General features: G+C 36.2%; 15 protein-coding genes and 1 riboswitch. Of the genes, 5 read left to right on the forward strand and 10 right to left on the reverse strand.

Annotated features, from left to right (window positions below; translation table 11 throughout):
- Positions 1–12 precede the first annotated feature (12 nt).
- Both F936_RS12605 and F936_RS18905 read right to left on the reverse strand, forming a co-directional pair.
- Entirely contained in the window at positions 13–447 is a 435-nt protein-coding gene (locus tag F936_RS12605; protein WP_001118705.1) for a CopG family ribbon-helix-helix protein, read from the reverse strand.
- Between the two features lie 4 nt (positions 448–451).
- The gene (locus F936_RS18905; RefSeq protein WP_005047797.1) at positions 452–577 is read right to left on the reverse strand and encodes a hypothetical protein; all 126 of its coding nucleotides are present in this window, start codon (positions 575–577) and stop codon (positions 452–454) included.
- 291 nt (positions 578–868) lie between these two features.
- Here F936_RS18905 and F936_RS12610 point away from each other — a divergent pair, with 291 nt between their 5' ends.
- Positions 869–2,728, forward strand: coding sequence for an AAA family ATPase (locus F936_RS12610; RefSeq protein ID WP_005047799.1), 1,860 nt, complete (start codon positions 869–871; stop codon positions 2,726–2,728).
- 10 nt (positions 2,729–2,738) lie between these two features.
- Here the strand turns inward: F936_RS12610 and F936_RS12615 are convergent, their stop codons facing one another.
- Positions 2,739–3,110, reverse strand: coding sequence for a winged helix-turn-helix transcriptional regulator (locus tag F936_RS12615; protein ID WP_005047802.1), 372 nt, complete (start codon positions 3,108–3,110; stop codon positions 2,739–2,741).
- Positions 3,111–3,202: 92 nt separating this feature from the next.
- Between F936_RS12615 and F936_RS12620 the strand changes: the two genes are divergently transcribed.
- Positions 3,203–3,739 (forward strand): NAD(P)H-dependent oxidoreductase, encoded by a 537-nt coding sequence (locus F936_RS12620; RefSeq protein WP_005047804.1) that lies wholly within the window; start codon positions 3,203–3,205, stop codon positions 3,737–3,739.
- A 40-nt stretch (positions 3,740–3,779) separates the two neighbouring features.
- Here F936_RS12620 and uca read toward each other — a convergent pair whose 3' ends face one another.
- The 4 genes from uca to F936_RS12640 all read right to left on the reverse strand — a co-directional run bounded on the left by uca (position 3,780) and on the right by F936_RS12640 (position 10,167).
- Positions 3,780–7,385 carry an urea carboxylase gene (gene uca / locus F936_RS12625; protein ID WP_005047807.1) on the reverse strand — a complete coding sequence of 1,202 codons (3,606 nt, stop codon included), beginning with the start codon at positions 7,383–7,385 and terminating at the stop codon, positions 3,780–3,782.
- Between the two features lie 2 nt (positions 7,386–7,387).
- Entirely contained in the window at positions 7,388–8,041 is a 654-nt protein-coding gene (locus tag F936_RS12630; protein WP_005047809.1) for an urea amidolyase associated protein UAAP2, read from the reverse strand.
- 15 nt (positions 8,042–8,056) lie between these two features.
- Entirely contained in the window at positions 8,057–8,797 is a 741-nt protein-coding gene (locus F936_RS12635; RefSeq protein ID WP_005047811.1) for an urea amidolyase associated protein UAAP1, read from the reverse strand.
- Positions 8,798–8,825: 28 nt separating this feature from the next.
- Positions 8,826–8,921: riboswitch (guanidine-I (ykkC/yxkD leader) on the reverse strand.
- Positions 8,922–9,216: 295 nt separating this feature from the next.
- A complete protein-coding gene (locus F936_RS12640) occupies positions 9,217–10,167 on the reverse strand; it encodes a 3-hydroxyacyl-CoA dehydrogenase NAD-binding domain-containing protein (protein ID WP_005047813.1) in 951 nt (316 codons plus the stop codon).
- Between the two features lie 204 nt (positions 10,168–10,371).
- On the opposite strand from F936_RS12640, the gene yddG reads away from it, so the two are divergent.
- Entirely contained in the window at positions 10,372–11,289 is a 918-nt protein-coding gene (gene yddG, locus F936_RS12645) for an aromatic amino acid DMT transporter YddG (RefSeq protein WP_005047815.1), read from the forward strand.
- Between the two features lie 42 nt (positions 11,290–11,331).
- Here the strand turns inward: yddG and F936_RS12650 are convergent, their stop codons facing one another.
- Positions 11,332–12,405 (reverse strand): alpha/beta hydrolase, encoded by a 1,074-nt coding sequence (locus F936_RS12650; protein WP_005047817.1) that lies wholly within the window; start codon positions 12,403–12,405, stop codon positions 11,332–11,334.
- Between the two features lie 229 nt (positions 12,406–12,634).
- On the opposite strand from F936_RS12650, the gene F936_RS12655 reads away from it, so the two are divergent.
- Positions 12,635–13,066 (forward strand): SRPBCC family protein, encoded by a 432-nt coding sequence (locus tag F936_RS12655; protein WP_004642298.1) that lies wholly within the window; start codon positions 12,635–12,637, stop codon positions 13,064–13,066.
- A 362-nt stretch (positions 13,067–13,428) separates the two neighbouring features.
- On the forward strand, positions 13,429–13,662 hold the full coding sequence (locus F936_RS19415; protein WP_005047819.1) for a hypothetical protein: 234 nt from the start codon (positions 13,429–13,431) through the stop codon (positions 13,660–13,662).
- A gap of 53 nt (positions 13,663–13,715) precedes the next feature.
- Here the strand turns inward: F936_RS19415 and F936_RS12665 are convergent, their stop codons facing one another.
- A complete protein-coding gene (locus tag F936_RS12665; RefSeq protein ID WP_005047821.1) occupies positions 13,716–14,270 on the reverse strand; it encodes a TetR/AcrR family transcriptional regulator in 555 nt (184 codons plus the stop codon).
- A gap of 689 nt (positions 14,271–14,959) precedes the next feature.
- Positions 14,960–18,124, reverse strand: coding sequence for a hypothetical protein (locus F936_RS12670; protein WP_005047825.1), 3,165 nt, complete (start codon positions 18,122–18,124; stop codon positions 14,960–14,962).
- Between the last annotated feature and the right edge of the window lie 346 nt (positions 18,125–18,470).

An 18,470-nucleotide genomic window follows, 5' to 3' on the forward strand; every position in this document is an offset into this window, starting at 1 on the left:
GCTACTCCTCATTTAGTCATTTTGCTGTATAGGCGGCATGACGGCATCCATCAGTTCTAAATGCCCTTTAATCACCCCTTTCAGCACAATAAATTGCTGGCTAATTTGTCTGAGTTCAGAGCTCGCACCCTGCATTAACATGACTTGCAATATCTTTTGTTGGTCGAGCTGGATATGAAGTGAACTAATCACTTGTGCTAAAAACTGTTGTTGTAAATCAACCAATTGATTGCGCAGGGTCATTTGGCTAGCGTCGTAAAGCAAAGTCAACGTACCTACCATTACTTCATTGGCCTGCGCCTGCTCTGCAATCAAGTGTTTATTAATCATGTCAACAATGGCTTGCGAGCGACTTTCATAGTTCTGCTCGACAATTTTTTGGTCGAGTGCGTTGAGGGTCGTTTCAGGTACGGTAATACTGATTCGAGCTAACTTTTGTTTTGCCACAGTCTTATCCTTTTGTTTTAGTCGGATAATTGTTTTGTTTGATATATACGCCTGCACGAACGCTGAGCAATTCGACTAAAAAGGCTTTTAAAGTTTGCTTTGGTTGAACCACGGGTTTTACATCGTTCATATCGCACCTCTAGCTTGGTATTACCAAATTCAGTTTTTGTATTACTGATAAGAGATGCAGAAAATGTGCCAGTTTTTAAGCGTGGTTTTGATAGGCTTGGCAGAAATTTGTGAGTGATTTTTGGGCAAAAAAAAGCCCCATGCACAGAGATAGGGCTAAATTAATAAATCCAGCTAAACAGCATATTTAATTTTAGAAGCATAAAATTTTTAAAAAATAATTTAACTAGATAGAAATAGTATAAATTTTAAGCTAGATTAATCTAACAATAAATAATGAAGTCAAAATCATATGGAATTAATTTCAATAGTTTTGGAAAACTTTAGGGGCTATCATTTAAAACATACAATTTTAATTGATGAATGTTTAACAGGAATTATAGGAAAAAATGATGCTGGTAAGTCCACAATATTTGAAGCCTTAGATATCTTTTTTGAAAATTCAAGTTTTGAAAAAAATGATCGGTGCATCTTTGCTACAGAAGAACAAAATACTTCTATCACATGTGTATTTAAGGACTTCCCTGAAAGTTTAAGTTTAGATGCCACTTCTCAGACTACTTTAGAAAGTGAATATCTTTTAAATAATAATTCATTTCTAGAGATCAAAAAAACTTTCCGTGTAAATCAAAAAATCACAACCGAAGTTGCAATTATCGCTAATTATCCATCAAATCCTGATCTAAACAGTTTAATTACACTTAAAAATGCTGAGTTGAAAAGCTTAATAAAAACTAAAGGTTTAGATATTACTAAAGTAGATGACCAGCGCTCTAATACTTGCTTAAGAAAGTTTCTTTTTTCTTCCGAGGCTCTAACTTTCCAAACTAAAGAAATTTCACTGAACAAAGAAGATGCAAAAAATTTATGGGAAAATATAAAAAGTTTTTTACCTATATTTGCATTATTTAAGTCTGATAGAAACAGTAGCGATCAGGATAGTGAAGTTCAAGATCCAATGAAATTAGCAATAAAAGCAGCTCTTTCTGAAATTCAGCCCAAGTTAACTGAAATACAAGAATATATACGGACAAATGTAGAAGATGTAGCAAAGAGAACGTTAAATAAACTTGGGGAAATGGATTCAAACCTAGCCAAGGATTTGATACCTAATTTTTCTAAAGACCCGAAATGGGATTCAATTTTTTCTATGACTTTAACATCAGAGTTAGGAATACCAGTTAATAAAAGAGGTAGTGGTGTCCGTAGACTAATTTTATTAAATTTCTTCAGAGCTGAGGCTGAAAAAAAATTCAAAGAAGCTAGAAATAGATCAATAATATATGCAATTGAAGAACCAGAAACATCACAACATCCTAATTATCAAGAAATGCTTATCAAGGCATTATTAGAATTATCTCTATCTCCCAAAACGCAGATTTTAGTTACAACTCATACACCAGCATTAGCAGGTTTATTACCGCTGGCAAGCTTACGTTATATCAATAAAATTGATAAAAACCACACTATAGAACATGCAGATACAAACCAAATATTAGATAAGATTAGTAATGATCTAGGAATACACCCTTTTGGCTCTATAAATGATACGCAATGCAAAGGTTACATATTTGTGGAGGGAGTATCGGATGTTGTATTTCTAAAACATATCTTTTCAAAATTCGCAGAAAATTCTCTTATTCAAAGAGATTATATTACAGCGAGGGATATTCAGTTATTAATAAGCGGTGGCAGCGATAATTTAAAACATTGGGTAAATTACAAATTAATTGAAACGCTTCAAAAACCATGGGCTGTATTCTTTGACTCAGACAATGATGGGCAGAACTGTGATAAATATCAGAAGAATATAGAGACTCAAAAAAGATATTCACATGTTGTATTCCATCTTACGAAAAAAAGAGAATGTGAAAATTATCTTCATAAAAATGTTATTTCACGCATAACAAATGGAGAAGTTATTTTTTCACCTAATGATTATGCTGATCAGAAGGTCTTATTACATACCGAATTAATAAAATATATTTCAGTTAAAAAAACTAATTTAATTGAGAAATTATGGCATACAACCACTTGTGAGGAAATTATTGAAAGTTGCACAGATGTAGATGGAAACAATGAATTTCTAGAATTTATTAACCGTATAGAAACACATTTTAGTTTGCATGAAGATTCTAAAAAGACCGCATAAGCGGTCTTTTTTATTTGTTCTCTACACTATAAGTAAAACCAATCATCGTATGTGCCCATACCGATAAAGACTCTAAAACAGGCTTGAAAGTCTGGCCCAATTCGGTCATTTCATAGACAACTTTAATCGGTGCTTTTTCACCATAAACAGTTCTGGATATTAAGCCGCTTTGCTCTAGCTGTTTAAGTTGGAGGCTTAAAGTCATTTCTGTGATGGTTGGCATTAATTGATTGATTTCATTAAAGCGTTTTGGGCCATCTTTTAGATAATACAAAATAACGCCTTTCCATTTTCCACCCACCAAATCCATAGCCATACTGATATGACATGGATAAGTTTTTCCATTCATGGTGATTTCACATTTATTTTCAGTATTTGCCATTTTTAACGCCACCTATCAACTTTGATAGTTATTGTACACTCATACTATAAAAATTATAGTGACTATGATTTTTATAGCTACAAGGCATTATTATGGCTTTACTTATTTTGGCCCATCCCTACTACACTCAATCAATTGCAAATAAAACGATAGTGAATGAACTTTTAAAAACCTATCCAGATCTCGAAGTACGAGATATTTTCCAGCTTTATCCGGACTATCAAATTGATGTAAGTGCTGAACAAGAAGCCTTGTTACGCCACGACACGATCATTCTGCAATATCCAATGTTCTGGTTTAATATGCCAGCAATTTTGAAATTATGGTTTGATGAAGTTTTTACTTACCAGTTTGCCTATGGCTCTCAGGGCGACAAATTAAAAGATAAAAAAGTCATTATTAGTATGACGGTCGGGCAAAAAGAAGCTGACATGGTGAATGACCGAGAAAACTTAGCCGATAGCTTTTTAAAAGCGGTTCAACATTCAATTCAGTATACGCAAATGCAGTTAAGTGCCACTTACTTGCTTTATGACGTTTCGCCTTTATCAGGTAACCCAGAGTCGAAAATTAAATTAGAAGCGGTTGAACATGGTCATAAAGTATTAAAGCATTTGACCGAAGCATAAGGTTTAAAGAGAGCATCAATATCGATGCTCTCTTTAGGGTTTAAGCGACAGGCGCCAAGGTAAATAGCACTTGTCCTGTTTTTACGGTTTGCCCTTTTTCAATGGTAATGGTTTCTACCTTCATGCGTTCGGGTGCAATAATTGGAATCTCAATTTTCATTGCCTCAATCACCGCAAGAGTTGCACCTTCTTCAACAATATCTCCCGATGCACATTCGATTTTCCAGATTGAGCCTGGCATGTGTGATTCGACTGCACAGCCGCCTTCAGGAATAACCACGGTTTCGCCTTCATCAACCGTATCAAGACTTTCAGAGATATATTCTTGCAAACCTGCTTCATGCCAACGGCGGCGTTCAGCCTCAAAATTGGCTTGTTGCGTGTCTTTAAAGGCTTGAATGCTGTCTTGATGTGTTTTTAAAAACTCGTTGTATTCTTTTAAATTGAGCACACCCTCTTCAATGCGAAGTTGTAGACGGCCTGCCTTAAAGTCTTCACGCATTTGCAGAAGTTCTGTTTCAGAGACTTCATAAAACTTAACTTGGTCAAAAAAGCGCAGTAGCCACGGTTTGCCATCTTCGAAGTCGGCATTTTTACGGTAGCGGCTCCACATTTGGGTGGTACGGCCAACAAACTGGTAGCCACCCGGCCCTTCCATGCCGTATACACACATATAAGCACCACCAATACCCACAGCATTTTCAGGTGTCCAAGTTCGTGCTGGATTATATTTTGTAGTGACTAAACGTTGGCGTGGGTCGAGTGGTGTCGCCACAGGTGCGCCTAAGTACACATCGCCTAAACCCATCACTAAATAATTCGCACTGTAAACCACATCTTTAACCGCTTGCTTTGAAGCTAAACCATTAATACGGCGAATAAACTCGACGTTATCTGGGCACCACGGTGCATCTGGACGAACAATTTGTGTGTAACGCTCAGTTGCAAGTTGAGTCTGCGAATCTTCCCAAGCCAAAGGCAAATAGACAGTCCGTGAAGGAACTTGCATATTTTGAATGTCGGGTAACTCGGCTTCTGCTTGTTGAAGTTTCTGTAAAAGCTCAAGTTGATCGAGCTGGATTGAATCAAAATGAATTTGTAGTGAACGGATGCCCGGTGTTAAGTCGATAATGCCCTGAATGTTTTGATCTTTGACCCATTGCATGAGTGCATGAATACGGAAACGTAAATTTAGGTCGAGTACTAACTCACCATATTCCACCAACAAATAGCTATTTCCTGCTGGTCGATAGGTCACGCTTGGTAAGTCAGCTTCACCTTCTAAAGTTGCCAGAACGGCATCTTTTAAAGTGTCGGGTTCTGCTTGAATGGCTGGATTAAAATCAATGTAAGTTATATCAGTCGCGGTTAAGCTTTGATGATATTTTTGGTCCAGCGCTTTCGCTTGCGCGTAACTCACAGGTACAAATTTGACTTTATCACCTGCTTTTAATTGCCCGATTTTCCAAAGCTCAGAATGAATGACTACCGCGGGACATACAAAACCGCCTAAGCTCGGACCATCGGGACCAAGAATAATTGGCATATCGCCGGTAAAATCAATCGCACCAATCGCATAAGCGTTGTCGTGAATATTGGATGGATGTAAGCCTGCCTCGCCCCCATCTTCACGTGCCCACTCAGGTTTTGGGCCAATTAAACGAATGCCTGTACGGCTTGAGTTATAGTGAATTTCAAACTCATTGGCAAAGAACGTATCAATATCTTGTTTGGTGAAAAAATCTGGCGCGCCATGTGGACCATACATCACTGCGATTTCCCAGTTTTGGGTAAAGCTAGGAATTTGTGCTTGAGCCAATGCAGTGGTCGATTGAGTGGAATATTCAGTAATCGGTAGCATATCGCCAATTAATAAATTACGGCCTGCGTGCCCACCAAACTGACCCAAAGTAAATGTCGCCTGCGACCCTAAATAGTCAGGAACATCGAAACCACCTTTAACGCCAATATAGCTACGGCAACCTGAACGAATAATGCCACACTTTAAAATCTGGCCTTTTTTCACGTTGATGGTTTGCCACATCGGCACCTGTTCGCCATCAAGTTTTGAAGGCATCTCACCGCCCGTAATCACAATTTGGCTGTCACAGTGAAACTTTAAGGTTGGACCTTGCAAGGTACATTCAAGCCCTGCCGTATTTGGCTCATTGGCCAAAAGCTGGTTTGCCACAGTTAAACTAAGTGGATCGATTGCACCTGATGGCGGCACCCCGACATCCCAATAACCCAATCGACCTGTGACGTCTTGAATGGCAGTTTGAATGCCAGACTGCAACACCTCAATTTTTTGAGTTTTCCATTCAAATGTATTTAAAAAACGGGTGGTTTGAGTCCCTAAAGCAAACACATCGCAAGCAATAATGTTTTGTAAATATTCCAGATTGGTTTCAATCCCTGCAACTTGCGTGTTGGCAAGACTAGCACTCATTGCCTGTATGGCTTGCTCTCGGGTTGCAGCAGTCACAATGATTTTAGCAATCATCGGGTCATAAAAAGACGACACCGTTGAACCTGTTTCTACCCATGTTTCAACTCGTGCTTGTGGGTCAAATTTAACATGTGTGAGTAGACCTGCACTCGGTTGGAACTGTTTAATCGGGTCTTCGGCATAAAGACGAACTTGAATCGAATGTCCTGTTGGTTCTAACGGTTCAGTCGGTGCTGACCAGTCACCACTTGCCAATGTAACCATCCATTCGACTAAATCGACACCGAACACTTGCTCGGTCACGCCGTGCTCGACTTGCAAACGAGTGTTGACCTCTAAGAAATAAAATTCTTGGGTTTCGGTGTCCATAACAAACTCAACCGTGCCTGCCGAGCGGTAGTTCACCGACTGCATGAGTTGAATCGCAACTTTTTGAAGGTAGTCGCGTTGCTGTTCATTTAAGTGTGGCGCGGGTGTTTCTTCAATGACCTTCTGATTACGGCGTTGCACCGAACAATCTCGCTCACCCAACGCTAAAACTTGCCCGTTCCCATCACCAAAAATTTGAACTTCGATATGGCGTGCATGTTGTACAAATTTTTCTAAATATAAACCTGCATCTTTAAAATTGACCTGCGCTAAATAAGATACGGTTTGATAGGCATCTTTTAACTCTGTTTCGTTCCAGACCAGACGCATACCAATACCACCACCACCCGCCGTACTTTTAAGCATGACTGGATAACCAATACGGGCCGCTTCGGTCAAGGCTTCTGCTTCATCTGCAAGTAGTGAACTGCCCGGAAGTAAAGGCACGTTGCTTTTAATAGCGAGTTCACGTGCAGTATGTTTTAAACCAAAATCGAGCATTTGGCTTGAAGTTGGCCCAATAAAAGCAATGCCTTGGCTTTCACACAAATCACAAAACTCGGCATTTTCAGACAAAAAACCATAACCAGGGTGAATGGCTTCTGCCCCCGACTGTTTAGCAACCTCAAGAATTTTTTCAATATTTAAATAGCTTTGATGAGCAGGTGCAGGACCAATCAAGAAAGCTTCATCGGCTAAAGTGACATGTAGAGAATCACGATCGGCTTCGGAGTAAACTGCAACCGAAGCAATACCGAGTTTTTTTAGGGTGCGAATTACGCGACAGGCAATTGCACCACGGTTGGCAATTAGAACTTTTTTAAACATGTTTACACCCCTTCCACTTCACGGACAACCAGTTGAATTTTGGTTGGGTTATAGGCATTACATGGGTTGTTCAGCTGCGGACAATTGGAAATTAAAACAATCAAATCCATTTCTGCCCGAACTTCGACATATTTCCCCGGCCCTGAAATTCCATCATCAAATTTAAGCTGGCCGTCTGGCGTAACAGGCACATTCATAAAAAAGTTAATATTTGGGCCGATATGACGCACATTTAAGCCATGCTTTTTTGCAATTGGGTGTTTTGCCAAGGCGTACATAAAATTATTACGGCAACTATGCATGGGATACGTTTCATGTGCATAGCGAACCGTATTACTTTCACATGAACAGGCACCACCAATAGTGTCATGGCGACCACAGTTATCATCATGAATAACTGCAATTGGGCGGCCCAAGTTACTGTAGAGCTTCGTACCCTTTTCTAAATAAATGTGTTGGTTGATGGCCAAAGTATCCATTGCGCTATAACGCTCAGTTGGATTTTCGGCACTCATAAACAAAGTATCGACCGCTTGGTTTCCCTCAAGATCAATAATTCGGAAATATTGGCCCTTTTTAACCTCGCACATCCACGCTTCACCCGCAGGACAAACTTCATTTAAAACTGCTTTTTCAAATGATTGTAAAACTGTCATGATGCTTCTCCTGATTTAAATATTGCTAAGTGCGTAGTAGCGGGCTGTGTTTTGAAACGCACGCTGATTTTGCGAACATGCATCACGACAAATATCGCTGTCTGTTAGTGAATTGGCTTTAAATAAACTGAGTTGAATATCGGCAGGTTGATAGCTTGGGCTGGTGTCTAAACCATGCGGCGCGGCAGATAAAAATAGCAAACAGTCCATTTCAAAACGCAATTCAATGGTTTGATCGGTGTTGTCAGAACTGACATATGACAAAGCACCGCTTTCATCTGCCGCAACTTTAGAAAATAGATTAACGGCGGCACTGAGGTCTTGGCTTGCAAGTCCGTATTTACACATTTCAATGAGTAAGCTGTCTAAGCCGTTTTGGTACATATCATTGCGGGCATCTTGAAATGTACGAGTACCGAATTGCTTTTCAATCTGTTCGGGTCGGCTTGGGCCACAGAGTGCATCGTTCCAACCATGCTCATCATGAACAATGGAAGCCATGACACGACCAAGGTCTGAATAGAGCACATTAGATGCTTTTAAATAGGCTGTGTGTTGCCCTTTTAAACTGTCGGGCATGTTAAAACGCTCAAGCACATCGGCAGCATTTACACAAAACAAAGAAACGTTTGCTTGCGCGCCAAGTGATTTAAATCTAAGAATAGTTCCCTTTTGAATACGGCCCGACCAGTGATGTCCTCCGGGTAAAAGTTCGGTCCAAATCGCCTGATTGTTATGATAATTTGCGGTGTTCATAGCTACTCCTGTCGGATAGTTTTAGACTTCCTCCCGGGCTTTTATCCCTCCGTGTAGTTCGCTAGGAACCGTGAACTCTCGGTCCAGTCATACATGAAGTATCGGAACCCTAGATCACTTTTGATTGTTTATGACTATGCAAAGGACATGCCAGCTTAGTATTACGTTTTTGATTAAAAGTAATACTAAACTTGGGCAATTTGAGTGCGGTTTAAAATAAAAAGTAAAAAGCTGCACTAAAAACTGTGCATTTCATAGCAGCAATACAACATCGACACCGCAGTAATTGCTTCTATAGAGATTTCAGTAACAATTAATGAATACACAATAATTTCAGCTAAGAATGTTTTTCTTATTGATCTAACAAAAAGCCAATCATCTCTACAGTAAAATGATTGGCTCTGCCCTAAAGATTAGGCTTAATCTAACTTGAGCTGCTGTCTGAGCTTTAATATGTCTACCAATCCTTTATCTCTGGTTTGGTATAAATCGATATCTTCATATTGTGTTAACAGCTGGTTGGTTTCTGCTTCTAATAAGTCTGTTGTCTCGTCTGAATGTTGAAATGCTTGCATATCGTTCCACCATTCAGTCATTGGTGGGCCTAAATGATGGATCGCCTCTTTAAAGCCCTTTTGGTTTGCAAGCTGCATATTAATGTAGGGACCAAACAGAGCCCATCTTAATCCCGGCCCACTGGTAATCGCGATGTCAACATCTTCGGCAGAGCACACGCCTTGTTCAACCAGTGAAAAGGCTTCTCGCCATAGCGCAGCCTGCAAACGGTTTGCGACATGCCCTTTGACTTCTTTATTTAAAACGATTGGATTCTTGCCCAACTGTTTATAGAACTCAGAAGCCTGTTTTAAAACTTGTGGAGACGTCAAAGTACCACCAACAATCTCAACCAAAGGTAAAAGATGAGGCGGATTAAAAGGATGGCCTAATAAAATACGTTCAGGATGTTGGGCCTCTTTTTGAAAATCAGACACTTTTAAGCCCGATGAACTTGAAGCAATAATGGTATGTTCAGGGCAATATGAGGTGATTTCTTGATACAGCTTTTGTTTTACATCCAGACGTTCAGGTGCATTTTCTTGAATAAAATCAGCATCTGAAACCGCATCTTTTAAGTGATTAGAAATTTCCAGATTAAGTAATACATCTTGCAGAGAATGGTTATGCTCAGAGTTTCCATCCAAAGCTAGTAAATCATTTAAATTTGCATATATTCTTTTTTTAAAAATCGCTTCATCTATAGGATAAGGATCATAAACCTTAACTTTAAATCCTTTATATAAAAATAAAGCCGTCCAACTTGCTCCAATTACACCTGCACCTACCACACCAACCGTTTTAATAACTTCCATATTTTCCTCGTAACAACGTTGTTTTACTCGAAATTTCTTTACCCAATTGAATGCTTAAATAAACATAGCAGATTCAACCAATCAATAAATTTAATTGTTTATATTTTATATAATTTGTCCTATATTCCCTATCTTGAAAATTTATTCCTTTCGCCAGCACAGCTTAATCTTTTACCATTTTCTAACCGTTATTTACTGAATTTTATGTCAAAAAATCTAGCAACATTGATTGGTCTAAGCGCCATTCTCATGTGGGCATCTATGGTCGGCCTGATGAAACAAGTCAGTGCCGCCATTGGACCTGAGCTAGGTGTTACGCTTATTTATTCTTTAAGTGCGCTACTGTTGCTTGCCATTTTCAAAGTTCCAGACTTTAAGCAGATTTCCAAAAAATACTTAATATTGGGTACAGTCCTGTTCGTTGCTTACGAGCTGTGTTTTTCATTTGCAATTGCTTATTCTCAAAGCCCTCAACAAGCAATTGAAGTCAGCATTGTTAACTATCTCTGGCCGAGTTTAACGGTTTTGGCTTTTGTTATTTTTAAGGAATTAAAGTTTAATTTTCTTATTATTCTCGGCTTACTTATTTCAATTTCCGGCATTATTTTTATTCAAACTGGAAGCGGTGATTTTAGTCTAAGTAGCATTGTCGATAATTTTCATAGCAACCCTCTGAGCTATATTTTGGCATTTGTAGGTGCCATTATTTGGGCTTTTTACTGTGTACTCACCAAAAAAATGAGTAATGGGCAAAACCCGATCTCTATTTTCTTTGTTTGTGTCGCACTAACGCTATGGCTCAAGCTGCTTGTCTCTGGGCAATTCGCCATTCCTTCAATGGATATTCCAACTGTAATAACCCTTTTAATTGCATCCGCTGCAATTGGCTTTGGCTATGCGGCATGGAACATTGGCATCATTCATGGAAACATTACCATGCTTGTGGTTGCCTCATATTTCACCCCTATTATTTCATCTATTTTGGCAATGTTTGTTTTACAAACTCAATTATCTTTGAGCTTTTGGCAAGGCACAGCCATGGTTACAGCAGGTTCATTTATTTGCTGGATTTCAACCAACTGGTCTGTGATTCAACCTTTCCTCAAAAAAATTACGAAATAAAAAACCGTAACGAGCAGAATTAAAACGAATCACAATTACTCGTTATTTCACCGTAGTGCTGTAAAAGCTATCAATGGCATCAACCATTTGAGATAAACCCGGCTGCTCTAATGGGTAATGCCCTGCATTTTCCAATATTACGGTTTTTACAGGTACCTTCTGAATACGGCTAAGAAATGGTGTACTTAAATCAAGTGGAGTCCAACGGTCTTTTTCCGGTTGAGTTAACAAGACTGGGCACACATCAAACTCTTCAGGCGTCACTTCAGGTTTGTAATGTATATATGAGTCTAAAAATGTGAGTGAAACTGAGTTACCAGCCGAGGTTTTATCTTTCATGAAGGCCTTTAAAGCCTCTTTATTATTCACCAAGGTACTCATTTTACTTGCCCAGCTCATTGGAATCCGCATTGAGGCCAGAGGTGTTTTTGCAGTCAAATGCGCAATTGGTGTCCCTACTCGACTCATAAATAAGTTACTTGCTACAGTATCTGTAACCTTCTGGCTACTTGTGTCAAGAAAGGTCATTCCAACAATTGCTTTCACTTTTTTATTCTTTGCCGCAACGTGATACGTCAGCATTCCACCTGCGCTTAAGCCATAAAGCACAACCGGACGACTATCTTTTGCTAATTCAATATCAATTAAATCACTACCAGCCTGCACCCAATCGTTATAGCTAATAACCTTGCCTTTGCTAACTTGAGTGACACCATAGCCCGGCATATCGACTGCAATTGTTTCATATCCCCGATCAGCCAATGGTTTACCTAAAATCATCGACATTTGTCGGCCATTCGTACCTACACCATGAAATAAAATCACTTTAATTTTTGCATTTGGATTTCGATAAGTATCCAAATGGATGTTATTACCATTCCAAGCCCACCATTCTTCTTTCGGTAACCGGTCTTTGGGAATATGAAATTCTTGAGGAAGAAATTGTTGAATTTGTTGCCAAGCAGCTTGATTTTGATAACCCATTGCCGAATCTCCTGATTTTATTTCTTTAGCGGCAGATGCACTTGTGACACAGACTACGAGGCCTATTACACTCAGTTTACTTATTAAATACCGCATAACACCTGCGGGCTTTGTTGGTTGAACAGCATTCATTTTTGTTGTACTCGTTCTTATCCCAAGAATAGATATTAGGCGTTTAAATTTTAATTAACCATGTTAGGTTAAAGCAGATGTTTTAGTATTTAGGTCAATTGATAAATTCAGGCTCTGATTGCTGAAGACTTAAAACTCCGACGGATTAGAATTCCCCCATTGCCCAAAGCGTGCTAATATCCAAAAACTGACAATCACCAATGTCAAAATTATTTTCAGAGGAAATAAGATGTTAAAAACTCAAAAAATCAACATCGTACAAGAATTTGATGCACCCGTAGACAAGGTCTTTGCCGTCTTGAGTGAACATGAAAACCTAAGCAAACTTTTCGCTCCTGCTAAAGTCACTCGTATTAGCAACGGAAAAGACGCTCGTAATGGTGTTGGCTCTGCTCGTAAAATGTCTATGCCATTTACACCTTCTTTTGTAGAAACAAATTTAGTCTACAAAGAAAATGAACTGATCGAATATGCAATCACAAGCGGTATTAGCCCAATTAAAGGTCACCGTGGTGTAATGAAGTTTATTGATTTGGGAAACAACCGTACTCGTTTGGATTACACCATTAGCTTTAAAGGACGAGTGCCTTTTCTTGGCCCGATCATTAAAGCAGCTTTACAAAATGGCGTAAGCCGTGGACTTAAAAAACTTAAGTTTTAATCGCTAACTTAAAAAGTAAAAGGCCCAATCTAGGGCTTTTTATTTGTCCACAAAAACAAAAGCCGACTCGTTAAAGTCAGCTTAATACCACAGTGTGAGAAAATTGCTTAAGTAGTTATTGTTCGTGGCAATCTTCTATCTATTTTCTTTTTCTAACATTAATTTACACCTTGGTTATGACTGTTTGATTAAAAAGAAATCATAAATACCAAATAAAATGCAAATTAATTCACTCTTAATAGAATAAATGTAAATAAATTAACATTTATTAAAAGTGATGTATATCAACTACATCTTTAGAAATTTTCTAAAGTTTAGTATGCTGAAAATAACTTACTAATTAATAGAAAATAAGCAATACAATGGAACATCAGAGTTTGTTAAAGGAATTAAATTCACTTATTGAATATTATTCCAAAAGAACAGATTGTCCACCTACCAGAATCCGCATAGGTTACAGAGCCTATGCCAAACTCATGCAGAATCCAAAATTTGCTGATGAAGTAACAAACTCTGCTTTAGATCCAAACAAGCGTAAATATAAAAAGTTGAAAATCAAAGTCACGAAAGATGACGATCAACTAGAGCTCGAATAAATAAAAAGCCCAATGACGGGCTTTTTACTTTTAGAAAGTGTGTGGATTTCTCTCTAAGACAGCATTATTAAGAAATAATTTAGTAACTTGTCTCGCTCATCTACACTGTTTTTACTTAAAAGTTGAACCATTGCCCCATCAATCACGAACAAAAACATGTGGGCGTCTTTCATTGAAGCCGTAGTTTTGACGGTTAAAAGCAGTTTATAAATTTCGTTGATTAGCCAAGTTCTATATTCAATCACCACGCTATAGGCTTTTGGGTAGAGCTTTTCAATTTCAAAAATGGCTTTAAAGGGCAAATGATAAAAACCATTTAAGTCGGCATGTAAAAGGTAAATCTGCTTAAGTTTATCTAGCACCATTTCTTCACGATAAGATTTGAGAATTGAAAATACTTTTACTTTGAGCGCATCTTTTTGAAAAGTGAGACACATCTCGATGAGTCGGGCTTTTGAGTGAAAGTCATTATAGAAAGTAGCTTTGGGAATTTTGGCTTCCGCAATAATTCGGTCGACACCGACCTTATGAAAGCCATCTTGATTAAATAAATCTTTTGCTGCGTGAAGCACGCGCAGCGCTCTAAATGAAGATTCTAAATTGTTCATGTATACCGCTTAAAATAATTTTTTGTTGTATCTAAAAGAGATAGAAATGCCGTCACTCTTAAAATGAGTGCTCAAAACAGGCATGCAAAAGCAGCACAAAAATGTGCCCTAAGCTATCTCTGGTTTTATTGTTGCTATGATTTTTTAGTCGTAACGATTTAAGGTCGTAGAAAACCTACAAACGGTTAAAGCGTTTTAAAGACCAATTAGTTGGTATGGGCAGAGAGAGTTTGGCAAAGGCCAAAAATTGAGAAGAATTAGTACGCATAGCGGACTCCTTTGGCTATAAAAGAAGTTTCACCGCATTACTGCTAAATAATGGTGGTGAAACGAAAGAGGGTTAGCAGACTGGAGCCAAAGAATCCAGCACACCCGAGGGTGTCCCCCTTCCGTTCCACCGTAAAGGGGGCACACAGGGATTTCCACAAAAAAGTTAGACTTTTTCGTGTACTTTGGCTGATGGTCTGCTAAAACCAACTGGCAATGTAGGCCAGCACGCAAAGGATAGTATTCGCACTTGTTGGCGTCAAGCGCAGAAAATATAGTTTGTATTAAGTTCGAGCGATTGGGAAATTAAAAAGCCATTACGGTTTAGTAATAGCTTAGATTGGATAGATTTATTTTAAGAATCTAATTACATGTCGTATCTTCTGGACTTACTACTTTAGCAATTAAAATATAAGAATTTTTCAAGTTTCATTAACTATATTTAGATTAAATCTGAAAATTTTATAATTTTCTGAGAATTTTAATGCTATTTTATATTTAAATACTAAGTCGCCAACAAGGTCATCTTGATTCTTTTGTTCAAAAATCACATCAAAAAATTGTGAATTTTCATATTGATATAAGCTCAAAGATTCAAAGACGTTTTTACTAACTAAAATAATATAATCAATATCCTCAAAGAAAAGATCATATACTTCAGATTTATCAATATGACAAATATATCCGTCATTGCTGATATTTTTAAAATGTATAGGCATAGTTTCATTTCTATCACACTTATAGCGACGAAGTATATTCTTTAACTTTTGATTACCAACTAAAAGAACAGGTTCTTCAATTTCACTAAGTTGCATAGTAATTATTTGAAGAAGATCTTCTAGAGATGTACTTGAATAGGTGTAAGAAATCGGAAGCTTTAATATTCTAGATATAATAGAATTTCTTAAATGCCTTGAAATACCACCCTTAATCCACTCATTATCATCGATTACAACTTCACTAGCAACTATATCAGCAATATATTTTTTCTCATAGTTTTCAAAAGTAAAACTTCCACTTTGAAAATTATTAGATTTATTTTCAACAAAATTAAATAAACTAAAAGGATAAGATGTTTTTTTATCTTGAATTATACTCGATGCAATTTTAGATAATGCAACGATTTTCTCTGGATCAACAAGAGCATCAATAATAATTTTATTATTTTGATTTCTCAATTTTTCAATAATATTTCTGATTGATTTTATAAAATTTTCTTTAAGACTAGGAAATTCATCAACTCCAAACAATATATATTCATAATTTCTTTCTTGCCATGTATTTAAAATAAAAATCCATGATTCCAAATCTGAAATAATACAATTAATATCAGCTATGGTATAAAAGCTAGATGAAAGGGCCTGATACCACTTCAGAGGTAAATCCCATTGATTTTGAGAAAGTGATAGTGCAATTTCTATGTAATTATCATTCAGACTATTTATGTCTTCAAATGAACCCATATATGTTCGCCCAGTTATAAGCTGACCTTTAAATAAATTACTATAACTTTCTAGAACTTGGCTAAGCAATGATTGATATGAATTATCTTTATCTTGAGAATAGTTCTTGTGCCTGATGTAAGTTCCTACTAATTTTCCAGCATTTGAAATCGATTTAGAGTTTTCAGATATAGAAGTTGGATGTATTCTCTGCCCCTTTAATAATGCACCTATCATTTGCTTTACAACATCTAAAGATAAGTTATTATTCTTTTTTAATAGATAACAAGCTGTTATAACTCTTAAGTCAAGATGATAATTTTGAAAAGCAAGTTCATAAGCTGTTTCTCTAGAATATTTTTCTGAATTATTAATTAAAGTCCAAATATGATCAGTCTCTGGTATATTAAGCATAAAAATATTTAATATAGTAGAATTCCACATATAAGTGTCATGAAAAGTGGATCCATTCGTAAACTTCTCCAACCAATGATTTAGCATATCAATACTCCAACCAACTGCTCTGGAATTTTTGAAAGATAATGCTGCTACTACAGTCTTTGCTGTAAATTGAAGATGGATTTTAAAAGCTAATAAATTCTGCTCATTCCTATAATCTCTTTTCGAATGTGGTTCAATATAATATTGAATCCAACTTTCCCAAGATCCTACAAATTTATTTAGAATTTTTTCATAATTTTTATCAGTTCTAGGATTGCTATTAATCTCAAATGAATACCATTCTAGAAGTATTTCCCATAAGTTATAATTTTGTTCAATGTAAGTTTTTACTTCCTCATCTGTGAGGTTAGAGCTACATCTATATAATTGTTTATAAAAATATAAAATCTCATTATAAAATTCTGTATTATCAGTTATTTTAAATACTGATGCTTTTGATATAAAGAAATATTCAATTAAAAGATGATTAAAATAGCTTTTACCAAAAATTGTACCATCTGTTAATAACAACCAATTATCATTTATTTTATTATCATTTAAAAAGGCTAACGCAGAAGAAACATTCACATGATAGTCTATCAAATTCCCTATAGCTTCCTTAAATGCACGAATATCATTATCCCTTAAAGAAAGATGGATAGGATCTATAAAGTTTTTAAATAGTTTAAGTAGTTCTTCATCATTTTCAATAGCTATCTTCTTATTAAAGGAAAATGAATATTTATAGAGAAATTTAAGGCATGGGAAAAAACTAAATCCTTCAGTTTTTCCTACCAAATAATCTTCATCACTAATTTTTCCAATATCTAATATGAGTTTTGAATCTTGTTTTTTTCTATACTTAAGATAATGTGTCTGCAAGTAAATAACCCAATTGATTAGATAAAACCTAATATCACTTAATTCATATTCCATCCTGATTCTTATTTTTATAGGAGAAATTTTTGAATCATCCCAAGAAAAATTCGTAATCTTTAAGTTATTTCCATCAATTTCCTTTATCAATCCATAATTACATGCATTTTTAATATAATTATTTTTCAGCCTTTTACTTATATCGATTCGACAAGCTTCCTGAATTGAAAATCGAAGAATGATTTCTTCTCTAGAATGATCATTCATTATTAGAAAAGTTTTACTAAAAAACCATGCAGTTAGAAAAATATTAAATATTAGCCATATTGCGGATGTAATACAAAATACTAAATATATAGAATCAACTAAAAAAGAGCGAATGAAAAAACTTATAAGAATAAAAATTGATAAAGCTAGGCCACTTAAGCCTGCAAACATAAAACCTGAATATTTTTTATAAATTGGAAATATAACGCTATTCGAAGTTTTCTGATTAGAAAAAATACTGATAAAACTGATGACTAATGGATACACTACACAAACAATTGTCAACTGAGCACCCAAAAATGTTCCTTGCCATTGGATCAACTCTTCCCAAGAAGAAAAAAAATCTGAATAATTTTTTGTTAGTTCAAGCTTGATTAACAAATATATAAGCCAACTAATCAGAATAAAGTAGATACTGATAAGAACTGTATATTTCTTATAATTGGTAGACCAAAGAATGATATTTCTCTCTAAAATGTTCCACCTTGTCTTTTGGTAAATTCTATTTTTATAAAGTGATTCTTTTAGCTCTTTTTTAATTATCTTCTTAAGTGTTTGCATGAGGTCTTATGTAATACTTTGTCTTTTTAAATTATAAACTTAAATTAATATATTGGCAAAAAATAGACTACACCCAGACTAAAAATTCAATTTCTCCCCTAAGAATGATGTCCATTTATTGAAAATCTACAGCCCTAAATAACAACAGGCTAAATAAGGCTTTTTCCTTAGTTAGTAGTAATACTTTTAAATCTTTTGTATTAGCTTTATCAGAAGCTTTTTACTCTGTACTTTAATTTCCTTATTTCAACTGTTCTAATATTCAATGTGATATTTAGACAAACCTTCTTTAATTTTATTTCAAAATGATTCACGAGCCTTTTAGTTAAAATTTTTCCTTGATAAG

Source organism: Acinetobacter calcoaceticus DSM 30006 = CIP 81.8 (assembly GCF_000368965.1).
Classification (GTDB): domain Bacteria; phylum Pseudomonadota; class Gammaproteobacteria; order Pseudomonadales; family Moraxellaceae; genus Acinetobacter; species Acinetobacter calcoaceticus.

Coding starts and splice junctions, on each gene's coding strand:
- F936_RS18905 (WP_005047797.1), bottom strand. CDS start 577: ATGAACGATGTAAAACCCGTGGTTCAACCAAAGCAAACTTTAAAAGCC.
- F936_RS12610 (WP_005047799.1), top strand. CDS start 869: ATGGAATTAATTTCAATAGTTTTGGAAAACTTTAGGGGCTATCATTTA.
- F936_RS12615 (WP_005047802.1), bottom strand. CDS start 3,110: ATGGCAAATACTGAAAATAAATGTGAAATCACCATGAATGGAAAAACT.
- F936_RS12620 (WP_005047804.1), top strand. CDS start 3,203: ATGGCTTTACTTATTTTGGCCCATCCCTACTACACTCAATCAATTGCA.
- uca (WP_005047807.1), bottom strand. CDS start 7,385: ATGTTTAAAAAAGTTCTAATTGCCAACCGTGGTGCAATTGCCTGTCGC.
- F936_RS12630 (WP_005047809.1), bottom strand. CDS start 8,041: ATGACAGTTTTACAATCATTTGAAAAAGCAGTTTTAAATGAAGTTTGT.
- F936_RS12635 (WP_005047811.1), bottom strand. CDS start 8,797: ATGAACACCGCAAATTATCATAACAATCAGGCGATTTGGACCGAACTT.
- F936_RS12640 (WP_005047813.1), bottom strand. CDS start 10,167: ATGGAAGTTATTAAAACGGTTGGTGTGGTAGGTGCAGGTGTAATTGGA.
- yddG (WP_005047815.1), top strand. CDS start 10,372: ATGTCAAAAAATCTAGCAACATTGATTGGTCTAAGCGCCATTCTCATG.
- F936_RS12650 (WP_005047817.1), bottom strand. CDS start 12,405: ATGAATGCTGTTCAACCAACAAAGCCCGCAGGTGTTATGCGGTATTTA.
- F936_RS12655 (WP_004642298.1), top strand. CDS start 12,635: ATGTTAAAAACTCAAAAAATCAACATCGTACAAGAATTTGATGCACCC.
- F936_RS19415 (WP_005047819.1), top strand. CDS start 13,429: ATGGAACATCAGAGTTTGTTAAAGGAATTAAATTCACTTATTGAATAT.
- F936_RS12665 (WP_005047821.1), bottom strand. CDS start 14,270: ATGAACAATTTAGAATCTTCATTTAGAGCGCTGCGCGTGCTTCACGCA.
- F936_RS12670 (WP_005047825.1), bottom strand. CDS start 18,124: ATGCAAACACTTAAGAAGATAATTAAAAAAGAGCTAAAAGAATCACTT.